The sequence below is a fragment of the Dyella sp. SYSU CM1112 genome (assembly GCF_058216415.1).
On the sequence record NZ_JBZEGI010000001.1, the window covers coordinates 423276 to 445896 of the forward strand.

Genomic DNA, 22621 nt, shown 5'->3' on the forward strand with positions numbered 1-22621 from the left:
GCGTCCTACAGGCTTGAATATCGTCCTTCGCTAATGTCGACGCTTTGCGAACCGGGTCGACAACATGCGTCAAACACGGATGTGGCCGAGCGCGACGCTTGCCGCGATTGCGTTGCTGGGAGGGGGGCTGATCGTCCAGTGGCTCCCGGCGCTGCCTTCATCTAGGGTCATCGCCGCGTTACTGATAGGCGCGTTTGTCTTGGTCTGGCGGTTTCCGTGCATGCGCTGGCTTGCTGTTGCCCTGTTGGGGTTCGCCTGGGCGGCGTGGCGAGGTCATATCGCCATGGATGGGCGTCTGCCAAGAGCGTGGGAAGAGCAGGTGTTCCATGTAACCGGCAGGGTTGAAGGCTTGGCGCAGCCAAGAGGCGATGCGACCTCTTTTTTGTTCCGTATCGAACGGGCAAAGCTTGGCCAAAAAGACGTGTCCTGGCGGGGACTGGCGCGAATAAGCTGGTACGGCCAATCGCCAGCGAAACTTCAGCCTTGTACGCGTTGGAATCTCGAACTGCGCTTACGCAGGCCACGCGGCATGATTGACCCTGGTGGTTTTGATGGTGAACGCAGTGCGCTCGTGCGAGGGATTGTTGCGGTCGGATATGTACAACAGGGACATGCGGGTTCGTTTGCATCGACATGGTGCATTGATCGATTGCGCGCGTCTCTCGCCGAGGATATCGAAGCGCGCGTCAGCGATCCGCATGACGCTGCCTTGTTGCGCGCCTTCACGGTAGGCGATACACGCGGACTCACCGATCAGGATTGGAATGTGGCCCGAGCCAATGGCGTTTCACACCTGATCGCCATTTCCGGCTTTCATGTGGGCGTTGCCGCGGTTTTCGGCGTCTTGCTCTGCAATGCCTTATATGGATTGTGGCCTGCGCTGGCGTTGCAGTGGGCGCGGGTGCCGGCGCAGGCACTATCGGCTTGGGTTTTCGCCTTGATATATGCAGGGCTTGCTGGCTTCGGCATGCCTACGGTCCGTACCGTACTGATGATCGCGGTGGTAGCGCTTGCACGATGTTGCCGCCGTGCGACGGGAGCCGGGCATGTACTTGCGCTCACGCTCATGATGATCCTGCTGGTCGATCCGTTGGCGGTGTTGGAGGCAGGGTTTTGGTTGTCATTCGTCGGTGTCGGTTTTTTGATCCTATGTCTTGATACGAAAGGACGTGGCCTTCGAGCATTCCTGCATGAGCTGACGTTAGGGCAATTAGTGATGACGGTTGCCTTGTTGCCACTCACGATGTGGTTTTTTGGAGAGGCTTCATTGGTCGGTGCGTTGTCCAATTTGCTTGCCGTGCCATTTGTGAGTTTTGTCATCGTGCCGGCGGCCTTAGCAGGGCTGGTTTTGCTGCTGATATGCCCACCGCTTGCGACGCCAGTACTCCGATGTGCAGCGTGGTTGGCGCATGCGCAGTGGTGGTTGCTGGAGCGAACGGCGCAATGGCCCGGGGCGCATTGGTTTTTGCCGGCCGTGCGACCGTGGGCGTTGATGCTCGCAACGCTCGGCGCGATATGGCTATTTATGCCGCGCGGGGTTCCGTTGCGCTGGCTGGGTACGCTGTTGTTCCTGCCCCTGGCATGGCCGATAAGGCATGTGCCGGCATTAGGTGGATTCCAGGCTTGGACGCTTGACGTAGGACAGGGACTTTCCATCATCGTGCGCACGCAAAACCACGCATTGGTCTACGACACCGGGGCTCGCTATCCCTCGGGGTTCGATCTTGGTGAAGCCGTCGTGGTTCCTTCGCTGCACGCGCTCGGCATCAATCGGCTGGATGTATTGATGGTGAGTCATGCCGATAACGATCACGCTGGGGGAGCTGCGGCAGTCGCCGCAGCTTTTCCCTCCGCGCGCCGTTATGCAGGCGAGCCTGATCGTGCACCGCTGGCAACGCTGTCGATGACGCAGTGCTTTGCAGGACAGCAGTGGATGTGGGACGACGTGCGCTTTCGCGTGCTGAGCCCCGACAAGGTGGATGCAAAAGAGTCGGCGAACGACCACTCATGTGTGCTGTTGATTCAAGGGACTGCTGGTCGCCTGTTACTCACCGGCGACATTGCGATGGATGTCGAACCTTTGGTTGCTGCTGCGATGGGGGTGGGTCCAAGGCCGGTTTTGCAGGTGCCCCATCATGGCAGCAAGCATTCTTCCAGCGCAGGCTTCATTGCGAAGATAAGGCCATGGCTGGCCATCGTCTCGGCAGGCTGGAAGAACCGGTTTGGTCATCCGCGTCCCGAGGTTTTGCGACGTTATGCGGCCGCCGGTGTACCGGTGCTCAATACGGCGCTCGACGGCGCGATTCAGGTTAATTTCCCGGCCCAGGCACCTGCTTATGTTGTGGCGCGCTGGCGCTTGCTGGAACGCCGTTACTGGCGGGAATAACGCAGGCTGGGGCGTCGATTTTCCAGGGGGTAGGCAGTATCGGCACGGGCGCGTCGCATCCATGTCGCGAGCAGTCCAATTGCCACCCTCGCCACGGTATGTCATGGCGACGCTGCTATGATGGCCGCTTCAGGCGGACGGCAGGGCCGGGAGTTTGTTGTGGGTGATTTGGGTCAGATTTTGATGGCTGGCGGCTGGGCGATGGCGCCCATTCTGATCTGCTCGGCCGTGGCGTTGGCGATCGTGCTGGAGCGATGCTGGACTTTGCGGCGCCGTTCGGTGCTGCCGCCTGGGCTCATTCAGGAAGTTCGGGAGTGGGCACGTTCCGATCAGCTTGATCCTGCGCATCTGGAAAAATTGTCCAATGGTTCGCCGCTCGGTGAATTGCTGGCAGCTGCCTTGAGGGTGCGTCATCACTCGCGTGAGCTGATCAAGGAGCGCATCGAAGACACCGGGCGTCATGTTGTGCATCGTTTGGAACGCTACCTCAACACGTTGGGTACGATCGCTTTGATTGGTCCTCTGCTGGGCCTGTTCGGAACTGTCATTGGCCTGATCCGTATGTTCATGCAGGTGATGGTGGGTGGGATGGCTGATCCCACCAAGATGGCCGGCGGCATCGGCGAGGCGCTGATTTGTACCGCTGCCGGTTTGACCGTGGCCATTCCCGCCTATGTGTTGCATCGTTATTTTCGTTCGAAAGTAGCCGGCTACTGCGTCGAGATGGAGAAGCAGGCCACATTGTTGCTGGACGATCTGACGCTTTCCGCGCCGGCGGTAGTGCCGCGTCCGCGTCGTGCGGCGGCGGCTGGCGACAAGGCATCCGTCTAGGTCCGATCATGCGTATTGGTAATGACCGCCGGGGTGACGATTTCGAGATCAACGTCGTTTCGTTGATCGACGTGCTGTTGACGCTATTGATGTTTTTTGTGCTTACCACGACGTTCGTGCAGCACTCCCGCCTGAAGGTGAACCTCCCGCAAGCCAGCGCCGAGGATCGTGACATGCAACCGCCGGCGATCACGGTCATGGTGGATCGCGAGGGGCATTTCTACGTCGGCAGCGATGAGGTGATGGGTGGAAGCGTCGATGCACTCAAAGCGGCGATCGCACGTGTCGCAGGCGATGATCGCAGCCAGACCGTCAGTATTCGCGCCGACGCCATGACGGCGCACCAGAACGTGGTGACGGCCATGGATGCGCTGGGGCAGCTCGGCTTCACTCATCTTTCCATTGCCACGACGCCGACCCAGCCGATGACCGGGCAATGAGCGACGGCAAGAAAAAAGTCTCGTTGTGGGATGCGGAAAGCCGTCGGGCTTATAAACGGCTGTTGGGTTATTCGCGTCGCTATTGGTTGGTGCTGCTGATTTCCATGCTTGGCTTCGCGGTGGATGGGGGGAGTTTGGCCCTTTTCACCAGCAAGTTGCGGCCGATCATGGATAACCTGCTGACGAAGAAGGATCCGTATCTCATCCATTGGATGCCGATCTGGATCATCATCATCTTTCTGGTGCGCGGTATCGCGATTTTTATCAGCAACTACGGCATGGGCTATGTCGGACGCAACATAGTACAAACCATGCAGCGCGATGTGTTCGCGGCTTACCTGCGCTTGCCCGCATCCTATTTTGGAGAGGAACACTCGGGTCACCAGATTTCGCGCATCACTTATACCAGTGAGCAGATCGCAGGCGCTTCAACCGATGCATTGAAGGTGGCGATCACCGAAGGTGTGACGGTTATTGGCATGTTCGTCGTGATGGTCTATCAGAGCATGTATCTGACCACCGCGCTGCTGGTGCTGGTGCCAGCGATCGTGTTGATCGCCACAGCGGTCAGTCGCCGTTACCGCGTCATCAGTCGCCGTATTCAGAGCATGATGGGTTCGGTGACCGGTACGGTAGAAGAAATGCTGGAAGCGCATCGCGAGGTGCGTATTTATGCCGGCCAGCAGCAGGCAGCCGAGCGTTTCCGGCAAGTATCCGGACGTGCGCGCTATCTCAACCTGAAAATCGTGGCGACCAGTGCAATCTCTGGTTCAACGATCCAGAGCGTGGCGTCGTTCGCTCTGGCAGGGATGGTGTTCCTGGCTTCACGCCCGTCGGTGATCAATAGCATTTCTCCCGGTGTATTTATTTCCGTGCTCGCGGCCATGGGGGGCATGCTGTCGTCGCTCAAGCGCCTGTCGAATGTGCAGTCCACCATCCAGACCGGCATCTCGGCTGCGGAAAACCTGTTTGCGGTGATCGACCTGCCGCCAGAGGTCGATCACGGTACAAAGGTACTGGAGCGCACACGTGGCGATCTTCGTTTAGAACACGTGGGTTTGATCTACTCGCGCAATGCCTTTGAAGCGTTGTCCGGTGTGGATCTGCACTGCGCACCGGGTACTGTGACGGCGCTGGTAGGGCGCTCAGGTAGTGGCAAGAGCAGCCTGGTCAGCTTGCTGCCGCGCTTCAATGAGCCCACCAGTGGTCGCATTCTGCTAGATGGTGCCGATTACGAGAGTTACACACTGGCCTCGCTACGCAGGCAGATTGCGTGGGTGGGACAGCATGTGGTGCTGTTCGATGGCACCGTGGCTGAGAACATTGCCTATGGCGAACTGGCTGGCGCCAGCGAGCAAGACATCATTGCCGCAGCGGTGGCTGCCAACGCCATGGAGTTCATCAGCAATCTGCCCGATGGAATCCGCAGCCAGATCGGCGAGGGCGGCAATATGCTGTCCGGCGGGCAGCGTCAACGCATCGCAATCGCGCGCGCCATCCTCAAGAACGCTCCCATCCTTGTGCTGGATGAAGCAACGAGCGCGCTTGATACCGAATCCGAACGTCTGATCCAGCAAGCCTTGCAGCGGCTGATGCGTGATCGCACTACCTTGGTGATCGCCCATCGTCTTTCCACCATCGAGCATGCCGATCAGATTGCTGTGATGGATCGGGGCAAGATTGTCGAGCGCGGCACGCATGCGCAGCTGATGGCTTTGAATGGCCATTACGCGGCTCTCCATCGCATGCAGTTCAACGAACGTTCTGCAGCGGTCGCCGCTGACTGACTCGATGACGCTGACCGAGACGCTCCAGGCGGGCTGGTATGGCGAAAACCGTTTGCCTTGGTGGTGTTATCCGCTCGCTGGGCTTTACGGCGCGATCGTGGTCTTTCGTCGCTCCCTCTACCGCTGGGGCTGGCTGCGCACGGAGCGGCTGCCGTGTCCAGTGATTGTAGTTGGTAACCTCACTGCGGGAGGCGCGGGGAAAACGCCGCTGACATTGGCTTTGGTTCATGGCTTGCGTGAGCGCGGTTATCGCCCTGGTGTGGTAAGTCGCGGTTATGGCGGTCGTGAGCGTGGCCCTTTGCTGCTTGGCGACGCACCTGATCCGGCCGAAGTAGGCGATGAACCCTGTTTGATTCGGGCTTCGGGGGTGCCTGTGGCCATTGCGCGTGATCGTCCTGCGGCGGCCCATTTGTTGCTCGATAACGGTTGTGATGTGCTCATCGCGGACGACGGCTTGCAGCATTATCGTCTCGGGCGTGATGTAGAAATCTGCGTGATCGATGGAGAGCGCCGTTTCGGTAATGCGAAACTGCTGCCTGCGGGTCCTCTGCGAGAACCACTGCGACGGCTAAGTGACGTGGATTTCCGAGTCTGCAATGGCGGAACCCCCCAACCGAATGAAGTGCCCATGCATTTGCGTGGCGACACGGTACGCGCCTTGACGGATGGGTGTGTGCGACCTGTCGAAAGCCTTTCGGGCACTCGCGTCCATGCGGTAGCTGCGATTGGAAACCCGCAACGCTTCTTCGCAAGTCTCATGGCGCGAGGAATAGATGTGATTCCTCATGCGTTTCCCGACCATCACGCTTTTGCGCGAGCAGATGTTAGTTTCAATGATGATCTGCCGGTACTGATGACGGAGAAGGATGCTGTAAAGTGCCGAGCCTTCGCGCTGTCGAATGCGTGGAGCGTTCCTGTCGAGGCTGAGTTGCCCGCAACGTTTTATGATGCTTTGCTTGAGCGGCTCCGCAGCGTCAACGCATGAAGGTTCGTGCCACGGTATCATAGGCAGCATTTTCCCTAGACCGGCATCCTTCGGTGCGCGAGGTTTACATGAGCCTGATCCAGGTCCCCGTTTCGTTCGGCGAATTGATCGACAAGATCACCATTCTTGAAATCAAGGCACGCCAGATTTCCGATGCCGCGAAGCTTGCCAATGTACACAACGAGCTCAATCTGCTTAATGCCACCTGGGCCAATCATCCCGCATCGCAAACGGATATCGGCAAGGAGCGTGCGCGGTTGTTTGCAGTGAACGAGGCTTTGTGGGACATCGAAGATCGTATTCGTCTCAAGGAAAAAGCACAGGCATTCGATGCCGAATTCATTGAACTGGCTCGCTCGGTGTATTTCCAGAATGACGAACGTGCGGCGGTGAAGCGTGAGATCAACCTGAAGCTCGGCTCGCAACTGGTCGAGGAAAAGTCGTATCAGGATTATCGCCAGAAGTAAGGGGCTGTTCGGTACGGCGACAGCTTCAATGCTTGCCTATGGCGTCGGCCGCGGCTTCGAAACGTTCGAGCACGTCGTCGATGTCGATCAAATCCATCACGCCCGGTCGTTCGATCTTGGTGCCCCACGGAATCTCGCTCGCCGGCTTGCCCAGGTATTTACGCGAAGCGGTGTCGTATTTGTCGACGCACCAGCGGCGGTCCGGATAGGGGCCTGAGCGTGCGGGATTGCTCGCGGCATGCAGGCCCAGCACCTTCAGGCCGACGGTATTGGCCATGTGCATGGGCCCGGAGTCTGGCGTAAGCAGAAGCTGGGCACGGCAGAACATCGCCATGAGTTTCTTGAGCGTGTCTTTGCCGGTAAGGTCGAGTGGGACGTGGTGGCAAGCAGCTACGATAGCGTCGGCCATGTTGCGTTCGGCAGAGGATGGACCGCCGATCAGCACGGCGCGCCAGCCATGCCTGACGGCGTAATCCATGACGGCGGCGTAGCGCTCGGGACGCCAGTTGCGCAGGGCGTGGCTGGAAGTGGGGCTTATCAGGAGCACCGGTTTGTCGTTGGGCCATTGCTGGGCAGCCCATGCATGGGCCTCATCCGGAATGGGGATGTCCCAGCGGACTTCGGTCTGTTTCAATCCAAGCGGCTCGCAGAAACTGCCGATGGCCTGCAGGACATGCTCGCCCGTTCTTGCCGGAATGCGCTCGTTAATGACGAGGCCATGCAAGTCCTTGGAGCGTGCACGGTCATAACCGATACGGCGCCGGGCCTTGATACCCAGGCTCAGAAGGTTCGAGCGCAGGGCTACCTGCATGTGCAACAGGGCGTCGAAGCGCCGTCCCTGCAGCGCGACATGTACCGCACGCATGCCATTCCAGCCAGCGCTTTTATCGAAGGTAACAAATTCAACGCCGGGGATGTCCCCGACCAGCTTGCGCTCGAGCTTGCCGACGACCCAGGTCAGCGACGTCTGCGGCCAGGCGTGCTGCAGCGTGCGTACCAGCGGAACGACATGGGTAACGTCACCGATGGCCGAGGTGCGCAACAGGCAGATGGAAGCGGGAGTGGACATGTAAAATCGCCGAGGATGAACCGAGATGGAGCCGCCGCAGCACCGATGCACGAGCAACTGCGCCAAGAGACCAAGGGTGCGATTCTGTTCGACGCCGCCTTGTCCCTACAAGTCGACGGCCAGTGGTTGGATCCCGACTACTGGCGAGGCCAGGCTGCGCTTACGAGTCAATCCGGCGGTCGCGGAGGAGTGGCTGTCATCGTGACACCGATCGGGGAGTGCGTGCTGAGGCATTACCGCAGGGGTGGAATGATAGCCGCGCTGATGGGCGATCGTTACCTGTGGACAGGCGCCGATCAGACGCGCAGCTTTCAGGAATTCCGTTTGCTGCAGGCCATGTTGCGGTTGCAGCTGCCGGTGCCACAGGTGGTCGCAGCCAGCTATCGACGCGCGGGCCTGTATTACCGGGCGGACCTGCTGACCCGGCGTCTTGCCGACGCACATACGCTAAGCGAGTCCCTTGCGCATGGCGCGTTGGATACCGAACTCGCGGAAGCGGTGGGCGTGCTGGTGGGGCGGTTTCATCGAGCTGGCGTATGGCATGCCGACCTCAATGCGCATAACGTGCTGGTGGCGCCTTCCGGTCTTTATCTGTTGGACTTCGATCGCGGTCGCATGCGTGTGCCGGCCCAACGTTGGCGCATGGCCAATTTGCAGCGGCTACAGCGTTCGTTGCTCAAATTGGGGGCCGCTAAGCAGGGCGAGGCGGCTTTCACCCAGACAATCTGGACACCTTTGATGTACGGCTATGAGCGGACATATGGCGCCTGATCTACCCACCTCCATGAATTGGCATTTACGCTTCCTTGGTACGGGGGCTGCCGATGCGGTGGAGCTGGGCTCTTCCTCCGTGGTGCTAGAGCGTGGCGATAAACCGGTACTGCTGGTCGACTGCGGTCCCGACACGCTCGACCGCTATCTCGCTGCTTACGGTGAGCTCCCACGTGACATCTACATCACCCACACGCATATGGATCATGTTGGGGGACTGGAGCGACTGTTTACACGCCTGTGGTTCGATGAGGTGCTACGCGGCAAGACACGGTTGTTTGCACATGCGGCATTGATTCCCTGGCTGCAGCGGCGTGTTGCTGATTACCCGGGAGTGTTGGCAGAAGGTGGCGTGAATTATTGGGAGGCGTTTCGATTGGTGCCCTGTTCGCGCGGTTTCTGGCTGGATGGATTTTGGTTCGACGTATTCGCGACGCGCCATCATCGTCCCGACACGTCGTTTGGTCTGGCCCTGCATGGCAGCTTTGCCTTCACCGGGGATACACGCCCCGTTCCCGAAGCACTGATGCATTACGCCGGCGGCCAGGAATTGATCGCCCACGATTGCGGCTTGGTCGGCAATCCTTCGCACACGGGTATCGACGATATCGAACGGGAATACGACGAAGGCTTGCGTGCGCGTCTCGTGCTTTATCACTACGGCAGCGCGAGCGACGGTGCTGCGCTTGCAACGCGTGGCTATCGCGTCGCACGTAGTGGTGAGCGCGTGCGAGTGTCCATGCCACTCCCTCCGCGAGCGAATGCCGGTTGAGGGGCTATCTTGTCTGAGTCCAGTTCAGCCGCTATGCTTCCGCTTCTTTGCCGGTCCCTATGACGGCAAAGCGGTTTTGCCGCGTGCGGAGAGATGTCCGAGTGGTTGAAGGAGCACGCCTGGAAAGTGTGTATACGGCTTACCCCCGTATCGCGGGTTCGACAAATTCGTCTGGAACGAATTTGGACAGCCGCAGGCTGGCCCCGAGCGATAGCGAGGGGTGAGGCCTAGGATGGGCCGAACAATCCCGCCCGGTGGTTGGAGTGACAATTGAGTTTTTGCGTGCGGAGAGGTGTCCGAGTGGTTGAAGGAGCACGCCTGGAAAGTGTGTATACGGCTTATCCCCGTATCGCGGGTTCGAATCCCGCCCTCTCCGCCAGCATTCACTAAAGACTGGCTTCAAAGTAAAGCGCCAGTTTTCAGGGCCTCGATGCCCACCTTATGGTGGCCCCGTCGGTCCCCCCGCGACGATAGTTCGCAAACCCCGCCAGGTCCGGAAGGAAGCAACGGTAGCGGATGATTCGGGTGCCGGGGTGTGGCTGGCGGGGCCGCCGCCTTTCAGACGTTTTTCCGATGTCCTCGCATGACATGTCCTGACTTGGCACAATCAGGTCTTGCCCCAAGGTAGCCCGGCATGTCTTATCAGGTACTCGCGCGTAAGTGGCGTCCCCGTAAATTCGCTGAACTCGTTGGTCAGGAGCATGTTGTGCGCGCGCTCACCAACGCGCTGGATAGCGGCCGCATGCACCATGCCTATCTGTTCACCGGCACACGCGGCGTCGGCAAGACCACCATCGCACGCATCTTCGCCAAATCGTTGAATTGCGAACGCGGCGAGTCGGCCGATCCTTGCGGCGAATGTGCGGTATGCACCGCTGTCGATGCCGGCCGTTTTGTCGACCTCCTGGAAATCGACGCCGCCAGCAACACCGGTGTGGACGATGTGCGGGAGGTGATCGAAAACGCACAATACGCACCCGCACGCGGACGCTTCAAGGTGTATCTCGTGGACGAGGTGCACATGCTTTCCAAGCCGGCTTTCAACGCCTTGCTGAAGACGTTGGAAGAGCCACCGCCGCACGTGAAATTTCTGCTCGCCACCACCGATCCGCAGAAACTGCCGGTTACGGTGTTGTCGCGCTGCTTGCGCTTCAACCTGAAGCGCTTGCTACCGGATCAGATCGCTGGCCAGATGCGCCATATCCTTGGTGCCGAGCACATCGAATACGAGGATCCGGCCATTTTGGAACTGGCGCGTGCCGCGGACGGCTCATTGCGCGACGGTCTGTCTTTGCTGGATCAGGCGATTGCCTATGGCGGTGGCTCGTTGCGGGCCGATGAGGTCAGGGCAATGCTGGGAAGCGTCGAGAGAGGTCAGGTGCTTGGCTTGCTCGATGCTTTGGCGGCGGGCGATGGGCAAGGCTTGATGGCTGAGTGTGCGCGAATTGCATCTTTCTCTCCGGATTTCGGGAGCGTGCTGGACGATCTTGCCACTGTCCTGCATCGCGTCCAGCTGATCCAATTGGTGCCTGGCTATCAACCCGAAAGCCATGAAAGCAGCGATGCGACATGGACGGATCTGGCCGAGCGGCTGGCGGTCGAGGACGTCCAGCTTTATTACCAGATCGCCACTGCCGGTCGCCGTGACTTGGCGCTGGCTCCCGATACCCGTACCGGATTTGAAATGGCCATGCTGCGCATGCTGGCATTTCGTCCAGATAGTGAGGTGCCATCACAGCCTGCCGGCGGTCAACGTACGGCTACGACGCCTCAGCAGCGTGCGCCGGCCGCCGCTTCGCCTTCTTCGACGCCGGCGCATACGAATGTGCGATCCAATGCAGCGCCGTCGTTTCCGCCACCATCATCTCCACCGACGCGAGAGACGGTTGCTGCTGTTCAACCTGTCGTATCCTCCACGCCATCCATGCGACCTGTCGTTGCAGCGAACGGGCTTCCTGATTGGGAGGCACTGATTCAGCGCGCTGACTTGCGCGGTCCGCTCGGCCAGTTGGCGCAAAATTGTGCGCTCCATGGCAAAGAAGGACAAACTCTGGTGCTCGCCTTGCAACCTGCACATATGCATCTTGCCGTAGAACCCATGGTAGGGCAGATGGCCGATCGCCTCAGCGAAGCCATGGGCGAGACGGTCAAGCTGCGGTTTATCGGCGATAGCCATGGCGCTACTCATACACCTGCAGCACGTGCTGCGGTGGCACGAAACGAGGCGCAGTCCGCAGCGGAAGCTTCTATCGAAGGTGATCCGCTGGTGCAGGCGTTGAAGCGAGAATTTGGTGCGCGCGTGGTGCCGCAATCCATCAAACCTATTGAATCCTGATTCGGGAGCAGATGTCATGAGAGGACAATTAGGCCAGCTGATGCAGCAGGCACAGCGCATGCAGGAAGACATGAAGCGTGCGCAGGAAGAAATCGCCAAGCTTGAGGTGACTGGCAGCGCAGGTGGTGGTCTGGTCAGCGTGGTCATGAGCGGCGCGCACGAGGTACGGCGCGTGCAGATTGATCGCAAGCTGTTTGCCGATGATCCGGAGATGGCCGAGGATTTGGTGGCGGCCGCCGTCAACGATGCCGTCAACAAAGTCGCTGAGGCGAGCAAGAACAAGCTGGGTGGTGTTACATCGGGCTTGAATCTGCCGCCTGGGTTCAAGATGCCGTTTTGACGATATGTTCTCTCTTCCTTGGAGAGTGTGTTGGGTTTGGGATCTCTTTCGCGTTGTATTTCGAAGCGGGCTTTGAATCCTCATCCCACCTCTCCAAAAGAGGAGGGAGTAAAAGAACATCATGAGCGGCTCCCCATTACTCAACGAACTTATCGAGGCGCTGCGCTGTTTGCCTGGCGTGGGCGGTAAGAGCGCGCAACGCATGGCTTTCCATTTGCTGGAACGCGAGCGCGAACGTGGCTTGAAGCTTGCCGCGGTGCTGCAGGAAGCGATGCAGAAGATCGGTCACTGCACCCAGTGCCGTAATTTCAGCGAATCGCCTGTGTGTGCCATTTGTGCCAGTGCCAGCCGCGATCGGCACGTGCTGTGCGTGGTGGAATCACCCACGGATCTGATGGCCATCGAGCAGGCAACGGGTTACCGCGGGCACTATTTCGTCTTGATGGGACGCCTATCTCCGTTGGATGGTCTCGGGCCGGAAGAACTGGGTCTGGGATTACTGGCGGAGCGGCTGGCGGAAGGTGAGGTCGAGGAGCTGATACTCGCCACCAATCCCACGGTGGAGGGTGAGGCGACGGCGCACTATCTGGCGCAATTAGCACGTGCTGCTGGCATTCGTCCAACGCGATTGGCGCATGGCGTGCCTTTGGGCGGGGAACTGGAATACGTGGATCGTGGCACTCTGGCGCATGCCTTCGGCAGCCGACAATCCGTGGAATGATCAGCCTAATGACGGAGAAAACACATGGGTGACACCATCTTCGGCAAGATTGTCCGCCGCGAGATTCCAGCGGATATCGTCTATGAGACGGATGAGGTATTAGCGTTTCGCGATCTCAATCCGCAGGCGCCGGTGCATGTGCTGTTTGTACCCAAGCAGGCGCTGGCGACGTTGAATGACGCCACGCCGGCGGATGCTGAGTTGATTGGCAAACTGGTGCTGGCTGCCGCCGATTACGCCAAGCAAGAGGGCTTCGACAAGGAGGGTTATCGCGTCGTAGTCAATTGCAACGAGCATGGCGGACAGACGGTATTCCATCTCCATGTTCATTTGCTTGCCGGTCGGCGCATGACTTGGCCACCGGGTTAAGTCTCGGACTATGTCCTTAACCCATAAAAAAACGCCGGCCCATGGCCGGCGTTTTTCTGAGCATTTGCTCGATTAGCGATGGCGGCGGACTATGATGACCGGAGCTGGCGCGTACCAACCGCCACCCCAACCCCAACCACCCCAGCCGCCCCAATAGGGACCACCCCAGTACGGTCCCCAGAATGGGTCGTACCAACCTGGCCCGTAGGGGTAATTCACCATCAGTGGGCGCTTCGGCCACAGATAGATCACATTGGCTTCCACGCGCGGGTAGGCATAGTCGTAATCGCCCACTTTGCGCGTCACGATACCCTGGATCGTACCAGCGACGGTGATCTCACGACCGGGCTTGAAAACTTCCGGGTCATAGAAGCCTGCACGACAGGCGACGAAGCGACCTTGGCTGTTAGCGCCGTTTTCGATCGGACGTGCTTGACTGTCGAGCGGACGTCCAAGCACATAGAAGCAGGTCGACTGCTGTCCAGGCTCCGTGCTGATGATGTTGCCACCCCAACGCACCTGCGTGCCGTTGGCGCCGCCCTGCTGGGCACTCAGCGTGGTGACGGTGGCGAAGTTGCCTTGCAACGGCTGCGGCACTGTGGCGCATGCGGCCAACAGGGCAGAGGCCGCTGCGAGACTTAGAAATCGTAAGAGGGGAGACATGGTGTTTTTCTCCATCAAGGGCGGATGCATGCTACATCCTTGCGCCGTCATTAGACCATGCGTTGCGGGTGGAAATTCCGTACCGCGCGCCGGAAGCCGCGCAAAGATTCAGGGGATGGTTCGAGAGTGGCATAGCGCAAGTCGATATAGCACCTCATCAAGTGGTCCAGTTCCGCACGTTGCGCGGGTAGTGCGCGAATCGCACGGCGAAGATAATTTCTCGGTCCTTCGCTGTGTCCGCGAGCGATCCCTGCACGCGCCAGCTTGCGCTCCAGCACTCGCATCGCAGCAAGGATGGCGTCATCTTCCTGTCGACGCCATAGCGCCCACGTCAGGCCTGCTATGCCGAATGCCGCAATGCTGGCTGCGAGTAGCTTTTCCAACATCCAGGTATCCACTTCACGAATACCGAAAGGGGTGAGCAACCCGCGTTGGCGCAACGCGTCAAAGCCGATAACGCTTTGGTTCCACCATCGGTTGACGATGTCCCAATGATTGCGCATGGATTCCAGCACCCCCGATTCGTACCAGGGCAGCTGGTTGCCTGCTGCGCTGGCCGCCCCAAGACTGATCCGCTGAGGCCTTGCCGCTGCAGTGGGATCGATGCGGACCCAGCCACGGCCTGCCAGCCATACCTCGCTCCATGCATGGGCATCGGAATTGCGCACGAGCAGGTATCGACCCATGGCATTCCAGAAACCGCCTTGATAGCCCGTGACCACGCGAGCGGGAATGCCCGCCGCACGCATCAGCACAGTGAAGGCGGAGGCGTAATGTTCGCAAAAACCTTCGCGCGTGTTGAACAAGAAATCATCGACGGCGTTGCGGCCGAGCGGCGCCGGAAGCAGCGTGTAACTGAAGCCGTCGTCATGAAACATACGGAGCGTTGCGCGGATAATGGCTTCGTCGTTGTGGCCAAATTGCCGGCGCCACTGCTCGGCGAGCGCATGGGCACGCGGATCAAAACCATCGGGAAGTTGCAGCGCACGCAGACGCGTGGCGGCGTCCAGTTCGGGTTGGAACCGGTAGCGCAAGGCGGAGCTCAGCGCATAATCCTGCACGCCGTCCACCGGTTTATCGGCAAACAATTCCCCATCCGTATGCAGGCGTGATTGAGGGGCTGGCTGCAGCGGCACATCGAGAGCGGGAAGTATGCGCTGATGCGTGGGTTCGAGACTGATGTGGTAGTGGACGACATCGCTTGGGTAGATGGGAATCGATTTGCCCGGCTGCGGCGCCCCGCGCGACCAGTCTTTGCCGTCGTAATCCCATAAAACATAAGCACGAAAGTAGCGAAACTGCGGCGATGGAGCAGGACCATCGAAGCTGACGCGCATGGCGGCGCTGTCGTCGGTAAGCAACTCCGTGAAGTCGCTTGGCGACATGTGGTCGCTGAGGCCAGTTTTGGCCGCCGCTTGATTGGACGTTCCCCACAGTGGCGAACTCAGCCGCGGCACGAGTACGAAGGCGGTAAGCGCCAGCGGAATGGAGATGAGCAGTAGTCGCAATGCTGGAAGCAGCTGACGCGGTAGCGTTGGCGATGCTTGCGTGGGCTCCAGCGAGCGCCAAGTGGTCAGCGCCGGCAATAATCCCAGCGCGACCAGCAATGTGGCCGTCATGCTTTGTCCAAACAAAAGCGCCGCCATCAGCAGAAAACAGGAAAACGCTGCGGCGACGCGGGCATCGCGCGGCGATTCGCTCTCGGACAGCTTCAGTACCAGCAAGCCCGCAGCGAGCGCCGAACCGGGCTGCCGTCCAAATACAGTTCCGTAATCGAGGATGACGGTTGCGACCAGGATGAGCAGCGCGGGAATTTTCAACCATGCCGGCACGCGCGCAGGGCGGTAAGTTCGCTGCCACCAACGCAGTCCCAGTGCCGCGATCAACGCGGCGCTCAACCAAGGCGGGAAGTGAGATATGTGGACGACAATCACGAGCGCTGCCGTCAAGCACATCCAGTCGAATGTGCGACCGCTCAGTCGCTCGAAGGGGCGTTTGGGCGCTCGTCCAAACGCCATCATGGCAATAACGCCAAAGCACTCATGCAGCGTGCGTAGTGAGAAGGACCCCCACCGACGCCGATGATTTCGTTGGGCAGCCAAAGACTCCATTGGCGACCTTGTGCTTGCGCTTCGGTCACCCAGCGGGCCAGCCGGCTGATGCGTGCCTCGTTATCGAGCCCACGCAAATGCCGCCAATCCAGCTGCCATTCCTGCCTGGCTTCAGGTTGTTCGTAGTCTTTCACCAGTAGATTTTCATGGCGGGCGCTGGCCTTCCACGCAACGTGACGCATCGAGTCGCCGCTGCGGTAGTCGCGCAAGGCGGCCAGGTTCTCGCCGAGGTGCAGGCGCTGCCGGCGGTTGTCTTCGATGGGCGAGGACGGACTGGGGCCGGAGAGTTCCGGTCGGGGCCATACCAATACGGCCTGTCGCGGGTGCATCCAGCTCCAGGCACGGAACAAGCCCATCGGCCAGGTCGTCCAGATTCGAATGCGAGGTAATGGCAGCCAGCCGCGCTGCTCGGTGGGAAGGCTTGCCGTGACGTCTGTACGGCCGCTGACGTCGAATGCATGGGTCGTATCGGCGACGTCGAGTCGGACAGCTTGGCGCAGGCTTCTCGCCTCGACATCGAAGGTGATATCGATAGGTTGGCCCGCCGTGGCATGGCCTGCGCGCAGGCCACGTATACGTAACCCGTTCAACGTGCGGAAGGTCACCAGCATGCTTATGGATGTCGACGCGCCCAGCAGGCAGGTGAGCAACAGCGCCGCATTATTCGAGTAATTCAGGCTGCCGATCATCATCACCAGCAAGAGCAGCGTAAATCCCATACCAAAGCCCGTCGGCACGATGTAGATGCGTCGCTGATGCAACTCGACGGGCAATTCTTCCAGCCGACGGTGACGCGTCAGTGCGGGTAGCCGCCCTTCGGCCCATTGTTGCAGGCGCTGGAACCGTGCATGCATCGATGCGGCCTCAGTCGACCGCAACTTCACTCAACAACATGCGTGCCAGTGTTTCGCCGCTTGCGCCGCGTGCCGCGATGAGTCGATGCGCCGCCAGGGGAACAAACAGTGCTTGCAGGTCTTCCGGCAGGACGTGTCCGCGATCGCTGAGCATGGCCCATGCTCGTGCGGCGGCAAGCAGAGAGAGACCGGCGCGAGGCGAAAGACCGACGCGGATGTCGGCATGGCGGCGGCTGGCGGCCAGCAGCGCCTGCAGATAATCGAGCAGTGCTGGGCTGGCCGTAATGTTTTGTGCTTGCCGATGCAGGGCAGTCAGGCTGGCTGCATCCAACTGAGGCGCTAAGTGGGTGAGAAGATCGCGCCGATCGCTGCCAGTCAGCAGCTCACGTTCGGCGTCGGCATCGGGATAGTCGAGCGATACGCGTAGCATGAAACGATCGAGTTGCGAATCCGGCAACGGGAACGTGCCCGCAAGATCCAGCGGATTTTGCGTGGCCACTACAAAGAACGGATCTGGCAAGGTATGCGTTTGGCCGTCGACAGTGACTTGTTGCTCGGCCATGGCTTCCAGCAGTGCGCTTTGCGTTTTCGGTGTGGCGCGATTGATTTCGTCGGCTAGCAGCAGGCCGGCAAATATCGGGCCGGGATGAAAGCGGAATTGCCCCGTCTCGCGCTCGTACATGCTCACCCCGATAATGTCCGAGGGCAGCAGGTCGCTGGTGAACTGCACACGCTGGAAATCCAGCGCAAAGCTTGCAGCCAACGCATGGGCCAGTGTGGTTTTACCAACGCCGGGCACGTCTTCCAATAGCAGATGGCCGCCGGCAATCAGGCATGTGAACGCCAGTTTGACTTGGCGCACCTTGCCAAGCAGCACCGTATTCACTTGGGCTATGGCGTTATGCAGACGTTTTTGCAGATTTTCATCACGAAGCGGAGTGATGGCTGACATGGATTCGGGAACGGTGAGGACGAAGGAAAGTGACGATGCCAGTGTAGTCGCCAGCCTTGCGCGCTGGCGAGCGGTATTCGTCACGGTCTTCCTTTGCCTGTTCGCCATAAAGCTGGTGCTTGCCGCCACGGTGCAGCCGTTCGGTGACGAGGCGTTTTACTGGCAGGAAAGTCGTCATCTCGCTTGGGGCTATAGCGATCTGCCACCTTTGACGGCGTGGCTGATCCGGTTGGGTGAGGATGTGGCGGGGCATGGCTTGATAGGCATGCGCTGGCCATTTCTTCTGTTGGGAAGTTGCCTGCCGTGGTTATGCGTGCTTTTCGGACGCCGCGCCTTCGATGCATATACGGGTTGGCAAGCTGGCTTGCTTTGCCTGTGCTTGCCGCTGGCTGGCACTCTCGGCGTCATGGCGATGCCGGATGTGCCGCTGACCGTGGCGGGTGCGGCAGGCATGGTCGCCCTATTGCGCGCGATGGATGGCGACCGCTGTCGGGACTGGTTGCTGGTAGGCGTAGCGCTCGCTGCGTGCTGGATGAGCCATTACCGCGCTGCGATGTTCATGCTGACCGGACTGCTATTGTTTTTGTTGGTGCCAAGGGGGCGTGCACAATGGCGTCGAGCGGGATTTTGGCTCGCCATGGCGGTAGCGGCGATGGGGCTTCTGCCATTGCTGATTTCGAATTGGCAGATGCACGGTGCCGGTATTGCCTTTCAGTTGATCGAGCGCAATCCATGGCGTTTCCATGCAGATACTCTGGTGCAGCCACTGGAGCAGGCGGTAACGTGCACACCGCTACTTTATGTGTGTTTGCTGTGGGCGGCTTGGCAATGCTGGCGTCGTCGCCTTCAAGGTGGCCCATGGGACGTGATCGCTTTTTTGTCGCTCACGTTTCTTGTGGTGTATTTCGCGGCAGGTTTGTTTGCTGATGATCAACGCTTCCGCGTGCACTGGCCTTTACCGGGCTATTTACCGCTGTTAGTCGCACTGCCTGCGTTATTGCGACAGGATAAGGTGCCTCACGTTTGGCGTGGGTTCGCCATGGGCGGCGCCTTGCTGGCGTTGCTGTTGCAACTGTTGGGGCTGGGTTATCTAGGTCTTGCAGCGCATCCAAGCACGGCGCGATGGCTCGGTGCGGCGCGCGCCGTGCCTACGGCTTTCATGGGGTGGCGCGAGAGTGCCGAGGTTGCGAAGGCGCAGCTTGCCCTGCAGCCAGGGGTATTGGTTGCGGACAATTTCATGATGGCTGCCGAACTGGATTTCCAGTTCGATGGGCAGCGCAAGATCTACACGCTTGATAGCCCGCTCAATGTGAAATACGGGCGTGCCGTGCAAGTGGCGCTGTGGGGTACGGATGAGGCGGCTTTGCATCGACGCCATGCGGGAGCACCCGCGCTGCTCGTGGTCGACGAATACGCGCTACGCGAACGTGATCGCGCGGCGTGGCTCGAATCCTTGTGCTCACGCGTGGATGGCTTGCGGCTGATCCATCGCTTGAGCTTGTTCGATGGCCGTCGACAGATTGCGTTTTACCGTGGCCGCATCGCTCCTGCGTTCGCGCCGGGCGTGGTTCCGTTAGCGGATTGTGTGGCCTGGCGAGATGCCGTGGTAGCCGAGGATGGGGAGACTACGGCACGTTGAGCCCGGCTTCGCGCAAAAGCCTCGACAACGCGATCAAGGGCAATCCAATGAGCGCGGTGGGATCGCTGTTGTCGATACGGTCGAACAAGCTGATGCCCAATCCTTCGCACTTGAAACTTCCGGCGCAGTCGAACGGCTGTTCACGTTCGATGTAGCGCGTGATTTCCGCGGCACCGAGCTGACGAAAATGAACCCGTGTGAGGTCGAGATGTGTGTAGCGCTCGTCACGGTCTGTATCGAGCACACAAACAGCGGTGTGGAATTGCACCATCCGTCCGGAGCACGCGCTGAGTTGTGCATGGGCGCGGGCCGGCGAGCCGGGTTTCTCAAGCAGAGAGCCATCAAGCTCGGCCACTTGGTCTGATCCGATAACGAGGGCTGCAGAGAGGTCGGCACCGGCATCCTGGGCTTTGGCCGTCGCTAGTCGGGCGGCACGTTCGGCTGGTACTTCTCCAGGCAGGATGGTCTCTACAGTTCCGGGTGCTTTCAGGGCAAAGTCCACGCCGAGCCTGCTTAACAGCTCGGCGCGATAGCGGGAGGTGGAGCCAAGAACGAGTCGAGGCGTCACGAATGGGAATCCTGGCGGATATGTTCACGCATGGCGCTGTCCAGCTGGTTTTGCGCCTCTCCTAGAGCCTGGAGCAGCGGGTGCAGCCTGTCGCGAGTCTGGTCCATGGCATGGGTGGCGGCATCCAGCTCATGCTGGGTGGCGGTGGGAGCCCGGTCGCGGATCCATATGCGCTGCTGCAACAGGGCCCTCAATCCGGCATCGACGGCTTGTACCGCCTCTTTTTCGCTCGCTGCGGGAAGATCAGGATTGAGGGACATAACCGCGTGCGCCTGCTTCAGGCGCATCCGGCAGGATTTCAGGTCAGCCTCCAGGCGGTCGGCCAGGTCCAGCAGACGTCGCAGACTGGCGCTGCGCCGGCTATATCGGCGCAGGAGAAAAGCGACTGCCAGGGCGGATGCCAGCAGAACGATCAGGATGGACAAGCCGAGCGCGAGATAGGTGTCCAAGGTAAGGTAGCCGGCTCTGGCGGGAATGGCAGCAGTCTGCCGTATGCATGGGGCTCAGGCAAAGCAGCAACCGGTTGCCTTTCAATGAGCAGGGGGCGCAGCTTGGGTTGACTTGGCCTGCCCGAAAACTCTACCATTTCGCGATTATGTCCGCGACACTGCCAGAGTCCGTGGACGCTTGGCGCATGGTTTCGGCGCGGCGTTCGTTTCAAGGGGTACTGCCCATCGCCGCAATGCCTCGCTTGTGCGGGGCGCTGGCGGGCGATGCAGGGACGGCCCAGTTCGAGCTCGATTTCGGCCGAGACGAATTCGGCACGGCCTACGTCGATGTGCGGGTTGAGGCGCCATTGTGGCTGCTATGCCAGCGCACGCTTGAACCGTTTGTCATGCCTGTTACGGTGGATAGCCGTCTTGGTTTGATCCGGTCCGAGAGTGAAGAGGCTGCCTTGCCAGCAGGGTGTGAGCCATTGCTGGTTGCTGAAGATGGCAAGTTGAGCCCGATCGATGTGATCGAGGACGAATTGTTGTTGGTGCTGCCGCTGGTGCCGGTCAATCCGGACAGCGAGTTGCCAGAGGAAGTTACGCGCCCGCCGACGGAAGACGTTCCCGTCGAAGAGCGTCCCGATAACCCGTTCGCGGTATTGCGCGAACTCAAAAAGACCTGAATTTAGCTGGAGAACCACCATGGCCGTTCAAAAGAGCCGCAAAACCCCGTCCACCCGCGGCATGCGTCGCTCGCACGACAAGCTGAGTACTGTCCAGTTGGCCACTGATCCGACCAGCGGTGAAGTGCATCGCCGTCACCACGTGACGGCTGATGGTTACTACCGCGGTAAGAAGGTGATCGACACCAACGTCGCCGTGATGGACGAAGACTGAGAGTCTCCAGAGCCATGGGCTCCCTGGAGCCGGGTACAAGCGGCGCGGTGACGCGCCGCTTTGCTTTTCCTGCGCCAGTCTTTGCAGAGCCTATTGAATGGGTTCTGCTGGCAACGTAACGTTTACGGTCTTGGTGTACGCATCACCCGCCGGGCGAATGCCGTGACGCACCTTCCGCTCGCTGATGGACATTCAATGACCCAGATCTACTCTCGCATCATCGCCACCGGCAGTGCTTTGCCGGAGCGTGTACTCACCAATGCCGATCTCGAGAAGTTTGTCGACACCAGTGATGAATGGATCAGGGAGCGCACGGGCATTCGCCAGCGCCACGTGGCCGCCGAAGGCGAAACGACCGGCGATCTGGCGACGTTGGCGGCGCAACGCGCACTCGATGCGGCCGGCGTCAAGGCGTCGGAACTGGACCTGATCATATTGGGCACCACCACGCCTGATATCATTTTTCCTTCTACTGCGTGCCTGATACAGCATCGTCTCGGTGCCAACGGATGCCCCGCATTTGACGTCAATGCAGCGTGTTCCGGTTTTGTTTACGCGTTAGGCGTGGCGGATAAGTTCATTCGCAGCGGCCAGTCGAAGAAGGTGCTGGTGATCGGTGCCGAAACGCTCACGCGCATGATCGACTGGAAGGAACGCGAAACATGCGTGTTGTTCGGCGATGGCGCTGGTGCGGTCGTGCTGGAAGCGTCCAGCGAGCCTGGCATATATGCGACCTGCCTGCATGCCGACGGGGGGCACAAGGAATTGCTCTACAACCCGGTTGGCGTGTCGGCGGGCTTCAAGGACGAACCCAACCACGGTGTTCGTATTCGAATGTCCGGCCGTGAAGTCTTCAAGGTCGCGGTCAAGACACTTGATTCGCTGGTTGAGGAAACGCTCAGTGCGGCAGGCATGGAGGCTTCGCAGCTGGATTGGTTGATTCCACACCAGGCTAATTTACGCATTATCGAAGCCACCGCGAAACGCCTGAACATGTCGATGGACCAGGTGATTGTTACAGTCGACAAGCATGCCAATACTTCGGCAGGTTCGGTTCCGCTGGCGTTGGATTTCGCCGTTCGTTCGGGCAAGGTCAAGCGCGGCCAGAATCTACTGCTGGAAGCTTTTGGCGGCGGTTTTACCTGGGCTTCTGCCCTGCTTCGCTATTGAGCCTTCGCAATTTTCGATGCGCTACGTAGGTCAGGCGCGGCCGAATACGGCTGCGTACGCCGC

General features: G+C 59.8%; 23 protein-coding genes, 1 tRNA gene and 1 other RNA gene. 18 read left to right on the top strand and 7 right to left on the bottom strand.

What is annotated here, in order from left to right; genetic code table 11:
- Positions 1–64: 64 nt before the first annotated feature.
- From AC4HNJ_RS02125 to AC4HNJ_RS02150, 6 genes are all read left to right on the top strand, one after another.
- Complete coding sequence (locus AC4HNJ_RS02125; RefSeq protein WP_490477866.1) at positions 65–2386, top strand: DNA internalization-related competence protein ComEC/Rec2; 2322 nt, start codon at positions 65–67, stop codon at positions 2384–2386.
- A 183-nt stretch (positions 2387–2569) separates the two neighbouring features.
- Entirely contained in the window at positions 2570–3217 is a 648-nt protein-coding gene (locus AC4HNJ_RS02130; RefSeq protein WP_490478090.1) for a MotA/TolQ/ExbB proton channel family protein, read from the top strand.
- 8 nt (positions 3218–3225) lie between these two features.
- Positions 3226–3657: an ExbD/TolR family protein gene (locus AC4HNJ_RS02135; RefSeq protein WP_490477867.1), complete on the top strand. Its 432-nt coding sequence runs from the start codon at positions 3226–3228 to the stop codon at positions 3655–3657.
- Complete coding sequence (gene msbA, locus AC4HNJ_RS02140; protein WP_490477868.1) at positions 3654–5444, top strand: lipid A export permease/ATP-binding protein MsbA; 1791 nt, start codon at positions 3654–3656, stop codon at positions 5442–5444. The genes AC4HNJ_RS02135 and msbA overlap by 4 nt, the downstream gene beginning before the upstream one ends.
- A 4-nt stretch (positions 5445–5448) precedes the next feature.
- Positions 5449–6429 carry a tetraacyldisaccharide 4'-kinase gene (gene lpxK, locus AC4HNJ_RS02145; protein ID WP_490477869.1) on the top strand — a complete coding sequence of 327 codons (981 nt, stop codon included), beginning with the start codon at positions 5449–5451 and terminating at the stop codon, positions 6427–6429.
- A gap of 68 nt (positions 6430–6497) precedes the next feature.
- Positions 6498–6896, top strand: a complete 399-nt coding sequence (locus tag AC4HNJ_RS02150) for a DUF6165 family protein (protein WP_490477870.1) — start codon at positions 6498–6500, stop codon at positions 6894–6896.
- Positions 6897–6921: 25 nt separating this feature from the next.
- Here AC4HNJ_RS02150 and AC4HNJ_RS02155 read toward each other — a convergent pair whose 3' ends face one another.
- The gene (locus AC4HNJ_RS02155; RefSeq protein WP_490477871.1) at positions 6922–7965 is read right to left on the bottom strand and encodes a glycosyltransferase family 9 protein; all 1044 of its coding nucleotides are present in this window, start codon (positions 7963–7965) and stop codon (positions 6922–6924) included.
- A 45-nt stretch (positions 7966–8010) separates the two neighbouring features.
- On the opposite strand from AC4HNJ_RS02155, the gene AC4HNJ_RS02160 reads away from it, so the two are divergent.
- The 8 genes from AC4HNJ_RS02160 to AC4HNJ_RS02195 all read left to right on the top strand — a co-directional run bounded on the left by AC4HNJ_RS02160 (position 8011) and on the right by AC4HNJ_RS02195 (position 13273).
- The gene (locus tag AC4HNJ_RS02160) at positions 8011–8736 is read left to right on the top strand and encodes a 3-deoxy-D-manno-octulosonic acid kinase (protein WP_490477872.1); all 726 of its coding nucleotides are present in this window, start codon (positions 8011–8013) and stop codon (positions 8734–8736) included.
- Positions 8737–8749: 13 nt separating this feature from the next.
- Complete coding sequence (locus tag AC4HNJ_RS02165) at positions 8750–9508, top strand: MBL fold metallo-hydrolase (protein WP_490478091.1); 759 nt, start codon at positions 8750–8752, stop codon at positions 9506–9508.
- A gap of 286 nt (positions 9509–9794) precedes the next feature.
- Positions 9795–9887, top strand: a tRNA-Ser gene (locus tag AC4HNJ_RS02170).
- A 72-nt stretch (positions 9888–9959) separates the two neighbouring features.
- An RNA gene (gene ffs / locus AC4HNJ_RS02175) (signal recognition particle sRNA small type) lies at positions 9960–10056 on the top strand.
- Positions 10057–10142: 86 nt separating this feature from the next.
- A complete protein-coding gene (gene dnaX / locus AC4HNJ_RS02180; RefSeq protein WP_490477873.1) occupies positions 10143–11843 on the top strand; it encodes a DNA polymerase III subunit gamma/tau in 1701 nt (566 codons plus the stop codon).
- Between the two features lie 16 nt (positions 11844–11859).
- Positions 11860–12183, top strand: a complete 324-nt coding sequence (locus AC4HNJ_RS02185) for a YbaB/EbfC family nucleoid-associated protein (protein ID WP_490477874.1) — start codon at positions 11860–11862, stop codon at positions 12181–12183.
- Between the two features lie 121 nt (positions 12184–12304).
- Complete coding sequence (gene recR / locus AC4HNJ_RS02190) at positions 12305–12904, top strand: recombination mediator RecR (protein ID WP_490477875.1); 600 nt, start codon at positions 12305–12307, stop codon at positions 12902–12904.
- 24 nt (positions 12905–12928) lie between these two features.
- Positions 12929–13273 (top strand): histidine triad nucleotide-binding protein, encoded by a 345-nt coding sequence (locus tag AC4HNJ_RS02195; RefSeq protein WP_490477876.1) that lies wholly within the window; start codon positions 12929–12931, stop codon positions 13271–13273.
- Positions 13274–13345: 72 nt separating this feature from the next.
- Here AC4HNJ_RS02195 and AC4HNJ_RS02200 read toward each other — a convergent pair whose 3' ends face one another.
- The 4 genes from AC4HNJ_RS02200 to AC4HNJ_RS02215 are packed head-to-tail and all read right to left on the bottom strand — an operon-like array spanning position 13346 to position 17853.
- Positions 13346–13936, bottom strand: a complete 591-nt coding sequence (locus AC4HNJ_RS02200; protein WP_490477877.1) for a Slp family lipoprotein — start codon at positions 13934–13936, stop codon at positions 13346–13348.
- Positions 13937–13986: 50 nt separating this feature from the next.
- The gene (locus AC4HNJ_RS02205; protein WP_490477878.1) at positions 13987–15957 is read right to left on the bottom strand and encodes a transglutaminase TgpA family protein; all 1971 of its coding nucleotides are present in this window, start codon (positions 15955–15957) and stop codon (positions 13987–13989) included.
- Positions 15954–16901, bottom strand: a complete 948-nt coding sequence (locus tag AC4HNJ_RS02210) for a DUF58 domain-containing protein (RefSeq protein ID WP_490477879.1) — start codon at positions 16899–16901, stop codon at positions 15954–15956. Before AC4HNJ_RS02210 ends, AC4HNJ_RS02205 begins: the two co-directional genes overlap by 4 nt.
- A 10-nt stretch (positions 16902–16911) precedes the next feature.
- Positions 16912–17853 (bottom strand): AAA family ATPase, encoded by a 942-nt coding sequence (locus tag AC4HNJ_RS02215; protein ID WP_490477880.1) that lies wholly within the window; start codon positions 17851–17853, stop codon positions 16912–16914.
- Here AC4HNJ_RS02215 and AC4HNJ_RS02220 point away from each other — a divergent pair.
- Positions 17852–19492: an ArnT family glycosyltransferase gene (locus AC4HNJ_RS02220; RefSeq protein WP_490477881.1), complete on the top strand. Its 1641-nt coding sequence runs from the start codon at positions 17852–17854 to the stop codon at positions 19490–19492. The genes AC4HNJ_RS02215 and AC4HNJ_RS02220 overlap by 2 nt on opposite strands.
- Here AC4HNJ_RS02220 and AC4HNJ_RS02225 read toward each other — a convergent pair.
- Positions 19479–20060, bottom strand: coding sequence for a Maf family protein (locus AC4HNJ_RS02225; protein ID WP_490477882.1), 582 nt, complete (start codon positions 20058–20060; stop codon positions 19479–19481). The genes AC4HNJ_RS02220 and AC4HNJ_RS02225 overlap by 14 nt on opposite strands.
- A complete protein-coding gene (locus AC4HNJ_RS02230; RefSeq protein ID WP_490477883.1) occupies positions 20057–20509 on the bottom strand; it encodes a hypothetical protein in 453 nt (150 codons plus the stop codon). The genes AC4HNJ_RS02225 and AC4HNJ_RS02230 overlap by 4 nt, the downstream gene beginning before the upstream one ends.
- Positions 20510–20655: 146 nt before the next feature.
- Here AC4HNJ_RS02230 and AC4HNJ_RS02235 point away from each other — a divergent pair, with 146 nt between their 5' ends.
- The 3 genes from AC4HNJ_RS02235 to AC4HNJ_RS02245 all read left to right on the top strand — a co-directional run bounded on the left by AC4HNJ_RS02235 (position 20656) and on the right by AC4HNJ_RS02245 (position 22558).
- Complete coding sequence (locus tag AC4HNJ_RS02235) at positions 20656–21174, top strand: YceD family protein (protein ID WP_490477884.1); 519 nt, start codon at positions 20656–20658, stop codon at positions 21172–21174.
- Between the two features lie 19 nt (positions 21175–21193).
- The gene (rpmF, locus tag AC4HNJ_RS02240; RefSeq protein WP_490477885.1) at positions 21194–21388 is read left to right on the top strand and encodes a 50S ribosomal protein L32; all 195 of its coding nucleotides are present in this window, start codon (positions 21194–21196) and stop codon (positions 21386–21388) included.
- A 195-nt stretch (positions 21389–21583) separates the two neighbouring features.
- Complete coding sequence (locus AC4HNJ_RS02245; RefSeq protein WP_490477886.1) at positions 21584–22558, top strand: beta-ketoacyl-ACP synthase III; 975 nt, start codon at positions 21584–21586, stop codon at positions 22556–22558.
- Positions 22559–22621: the final 63 nt, after the last annotated feature.

Excerpts from the sequence above, each read along its gene's own strand:
- AC4HNJ_RS02125 (WP_490477866.1), top strand. The coding sequence starts at position 65 with ATGCGTCAAACACGGATGTGGCCGAGCGCGACGCTTGCCGCGATTGCG.
- AC4HNJ_RS02185 (WP_490477874.1), top strand. The coding sequence starts at position 11,860 with ATGAGAGGACAATTAGGCCAGCTGATGCAGCAGGCACAGCGCATGCAG.
- AC4HNJ_RS02220 (WP_490477881.1), top strand. The coding sequence starts at position 17,852 with ATGGATTCGGGAACGGTGAGGACGAAGGAAAGTGACGATGCCAGTGTA.
- AC4HNJ_RS02200 (WP_490477877.1), bottom strand. The coding sequence starts at position 13,936 with ATGTCTCCCCTCTTACGATTTCTAAGTCTCGCAGCGGCCTCTGCCCTG.
- lpxK (WP_490477869.1), top strand. The coding sequence starts at position 5,449 with ATGACGCTGACCGAGACGCTCCAGGCGGGCTGGTATGGCGAAAACCGT.
- AC4HNJ_RS02135 (WP_490477867.1), top strand. The coding sequence starts at position 3,226 with ATGCGTATTGGTAATGACCGCCGGGGTGACGATTTCGAGATCAACGTC.
- AC4HNJ_RS02205 (WP_490477878.1), bottom strand. The coding sequence starts at position 15,957 with ATGATGGCGTTTGGACGAGCGCCCAAACGCCCCTTCGAGCGACTGAGC.
- AC4HNJ_RS02165 (WP_490478091.1), top strand. The coding sequence starts at position 8,750 with ATGAATTGGCATTTACGCTTCCTTGGTACGGGGGCTGCCGATGCGGTG.
- recR (WP_490477875.1), top strand. The coding sequence starts at position 12,305 with ATGAGCGGCTCCCCATTACTCAACGAACTTATCGAGGCGCTGCGCTGT.
- dnaX (WP_490477873.1), top strand. The coding sequence starts at position 10,143 with ATGTCTTATCAGGTACTCGCGCGTAAGTGGCGTCCCCGTAAATTCGCT.
- msbA (WP_490477868.1), top strand. The coding sequence starts at position 3,654 with ATGAGCGACGGCAAGAAAAAAGTCTCGTTGTGGGATGCGGAAAGCCGT.
- AC4HNJ_RS02245 (WP_490477886.1), top strand. The coding sequence starts at position 21,584 with ATGACCCAGATCTACTCTCGCATCATCGCCACCGGCAGTGCTTTGCCG.
- AC4HNJ_RS02150 (WP_490477870.1), top strand. The coding sequence starts at position 6,498 with ATGAGCCTGATCCAGGTCCCCGTTTCGTTCGGCGAATTGATCGACAAG.
- AC4HNJ_RS02215 (WP_490477880.1), bottom strand. The coding sequence starts at position 17,853 with ATGTCAGCCATCACTCCGCTTCGTGATGAAAATCTGCAAAAACGTCTG.
- AC4HNJ_RS02130 (WP_490478090.1), top strand. The coding sequence starts at position 2,570 with ATGGCTGGCGGCTGGGCGATGGCGCCCATTCTGATCTGCTCGGCCGTG.
- AC4HNJ_RS02210 (WP_490477879.1), bottom strand. The coding sequence starts at position 16,901 with ATGCATGCACGGTTCCAGCGCCTGCAACAATGGGCCGAAGGGCGGCTA.
- AC4HNJ_RS02195 (WP_490477876.1), top strand. The coding sequence starts at position 12,929 with ATGGGTGACACCATCTTCGGCAAGATTGTCCGCCGCGAGATTCCAGCG.
- AC4HNJ_RS02235 (WP_490477884.1), top strand. The coding sequence starts at position 20,656 with ATGTCCGCGACACTGCCAGAGTCCGTGGACGCTTGGCGCATGGTTTCG.
- AC4HNJ_RS02160 (WP_490477872.1), top strand. The coding sequence starts at position 8,011 with ATGCACGAGCAACTGCGCCAAGAGACCAAGGGTGCGATTCTGTTCGAC.
- AC4HNJ_RS02155 (WP_490477871.1), bottom strand. The coding sequence starts at position 7,965 with ATGTCCACTCCCGCTTCCATCTGCCTGTTGCGCACCTCGGCCATCGGT.
- rpmF (WP_490477885.1), top strand. The coding sequence starts at position 21,194 with ATGGCCGTTCAAAAGAGCCGCAAAACCCCGTCCACCCGCGGCATGCGT.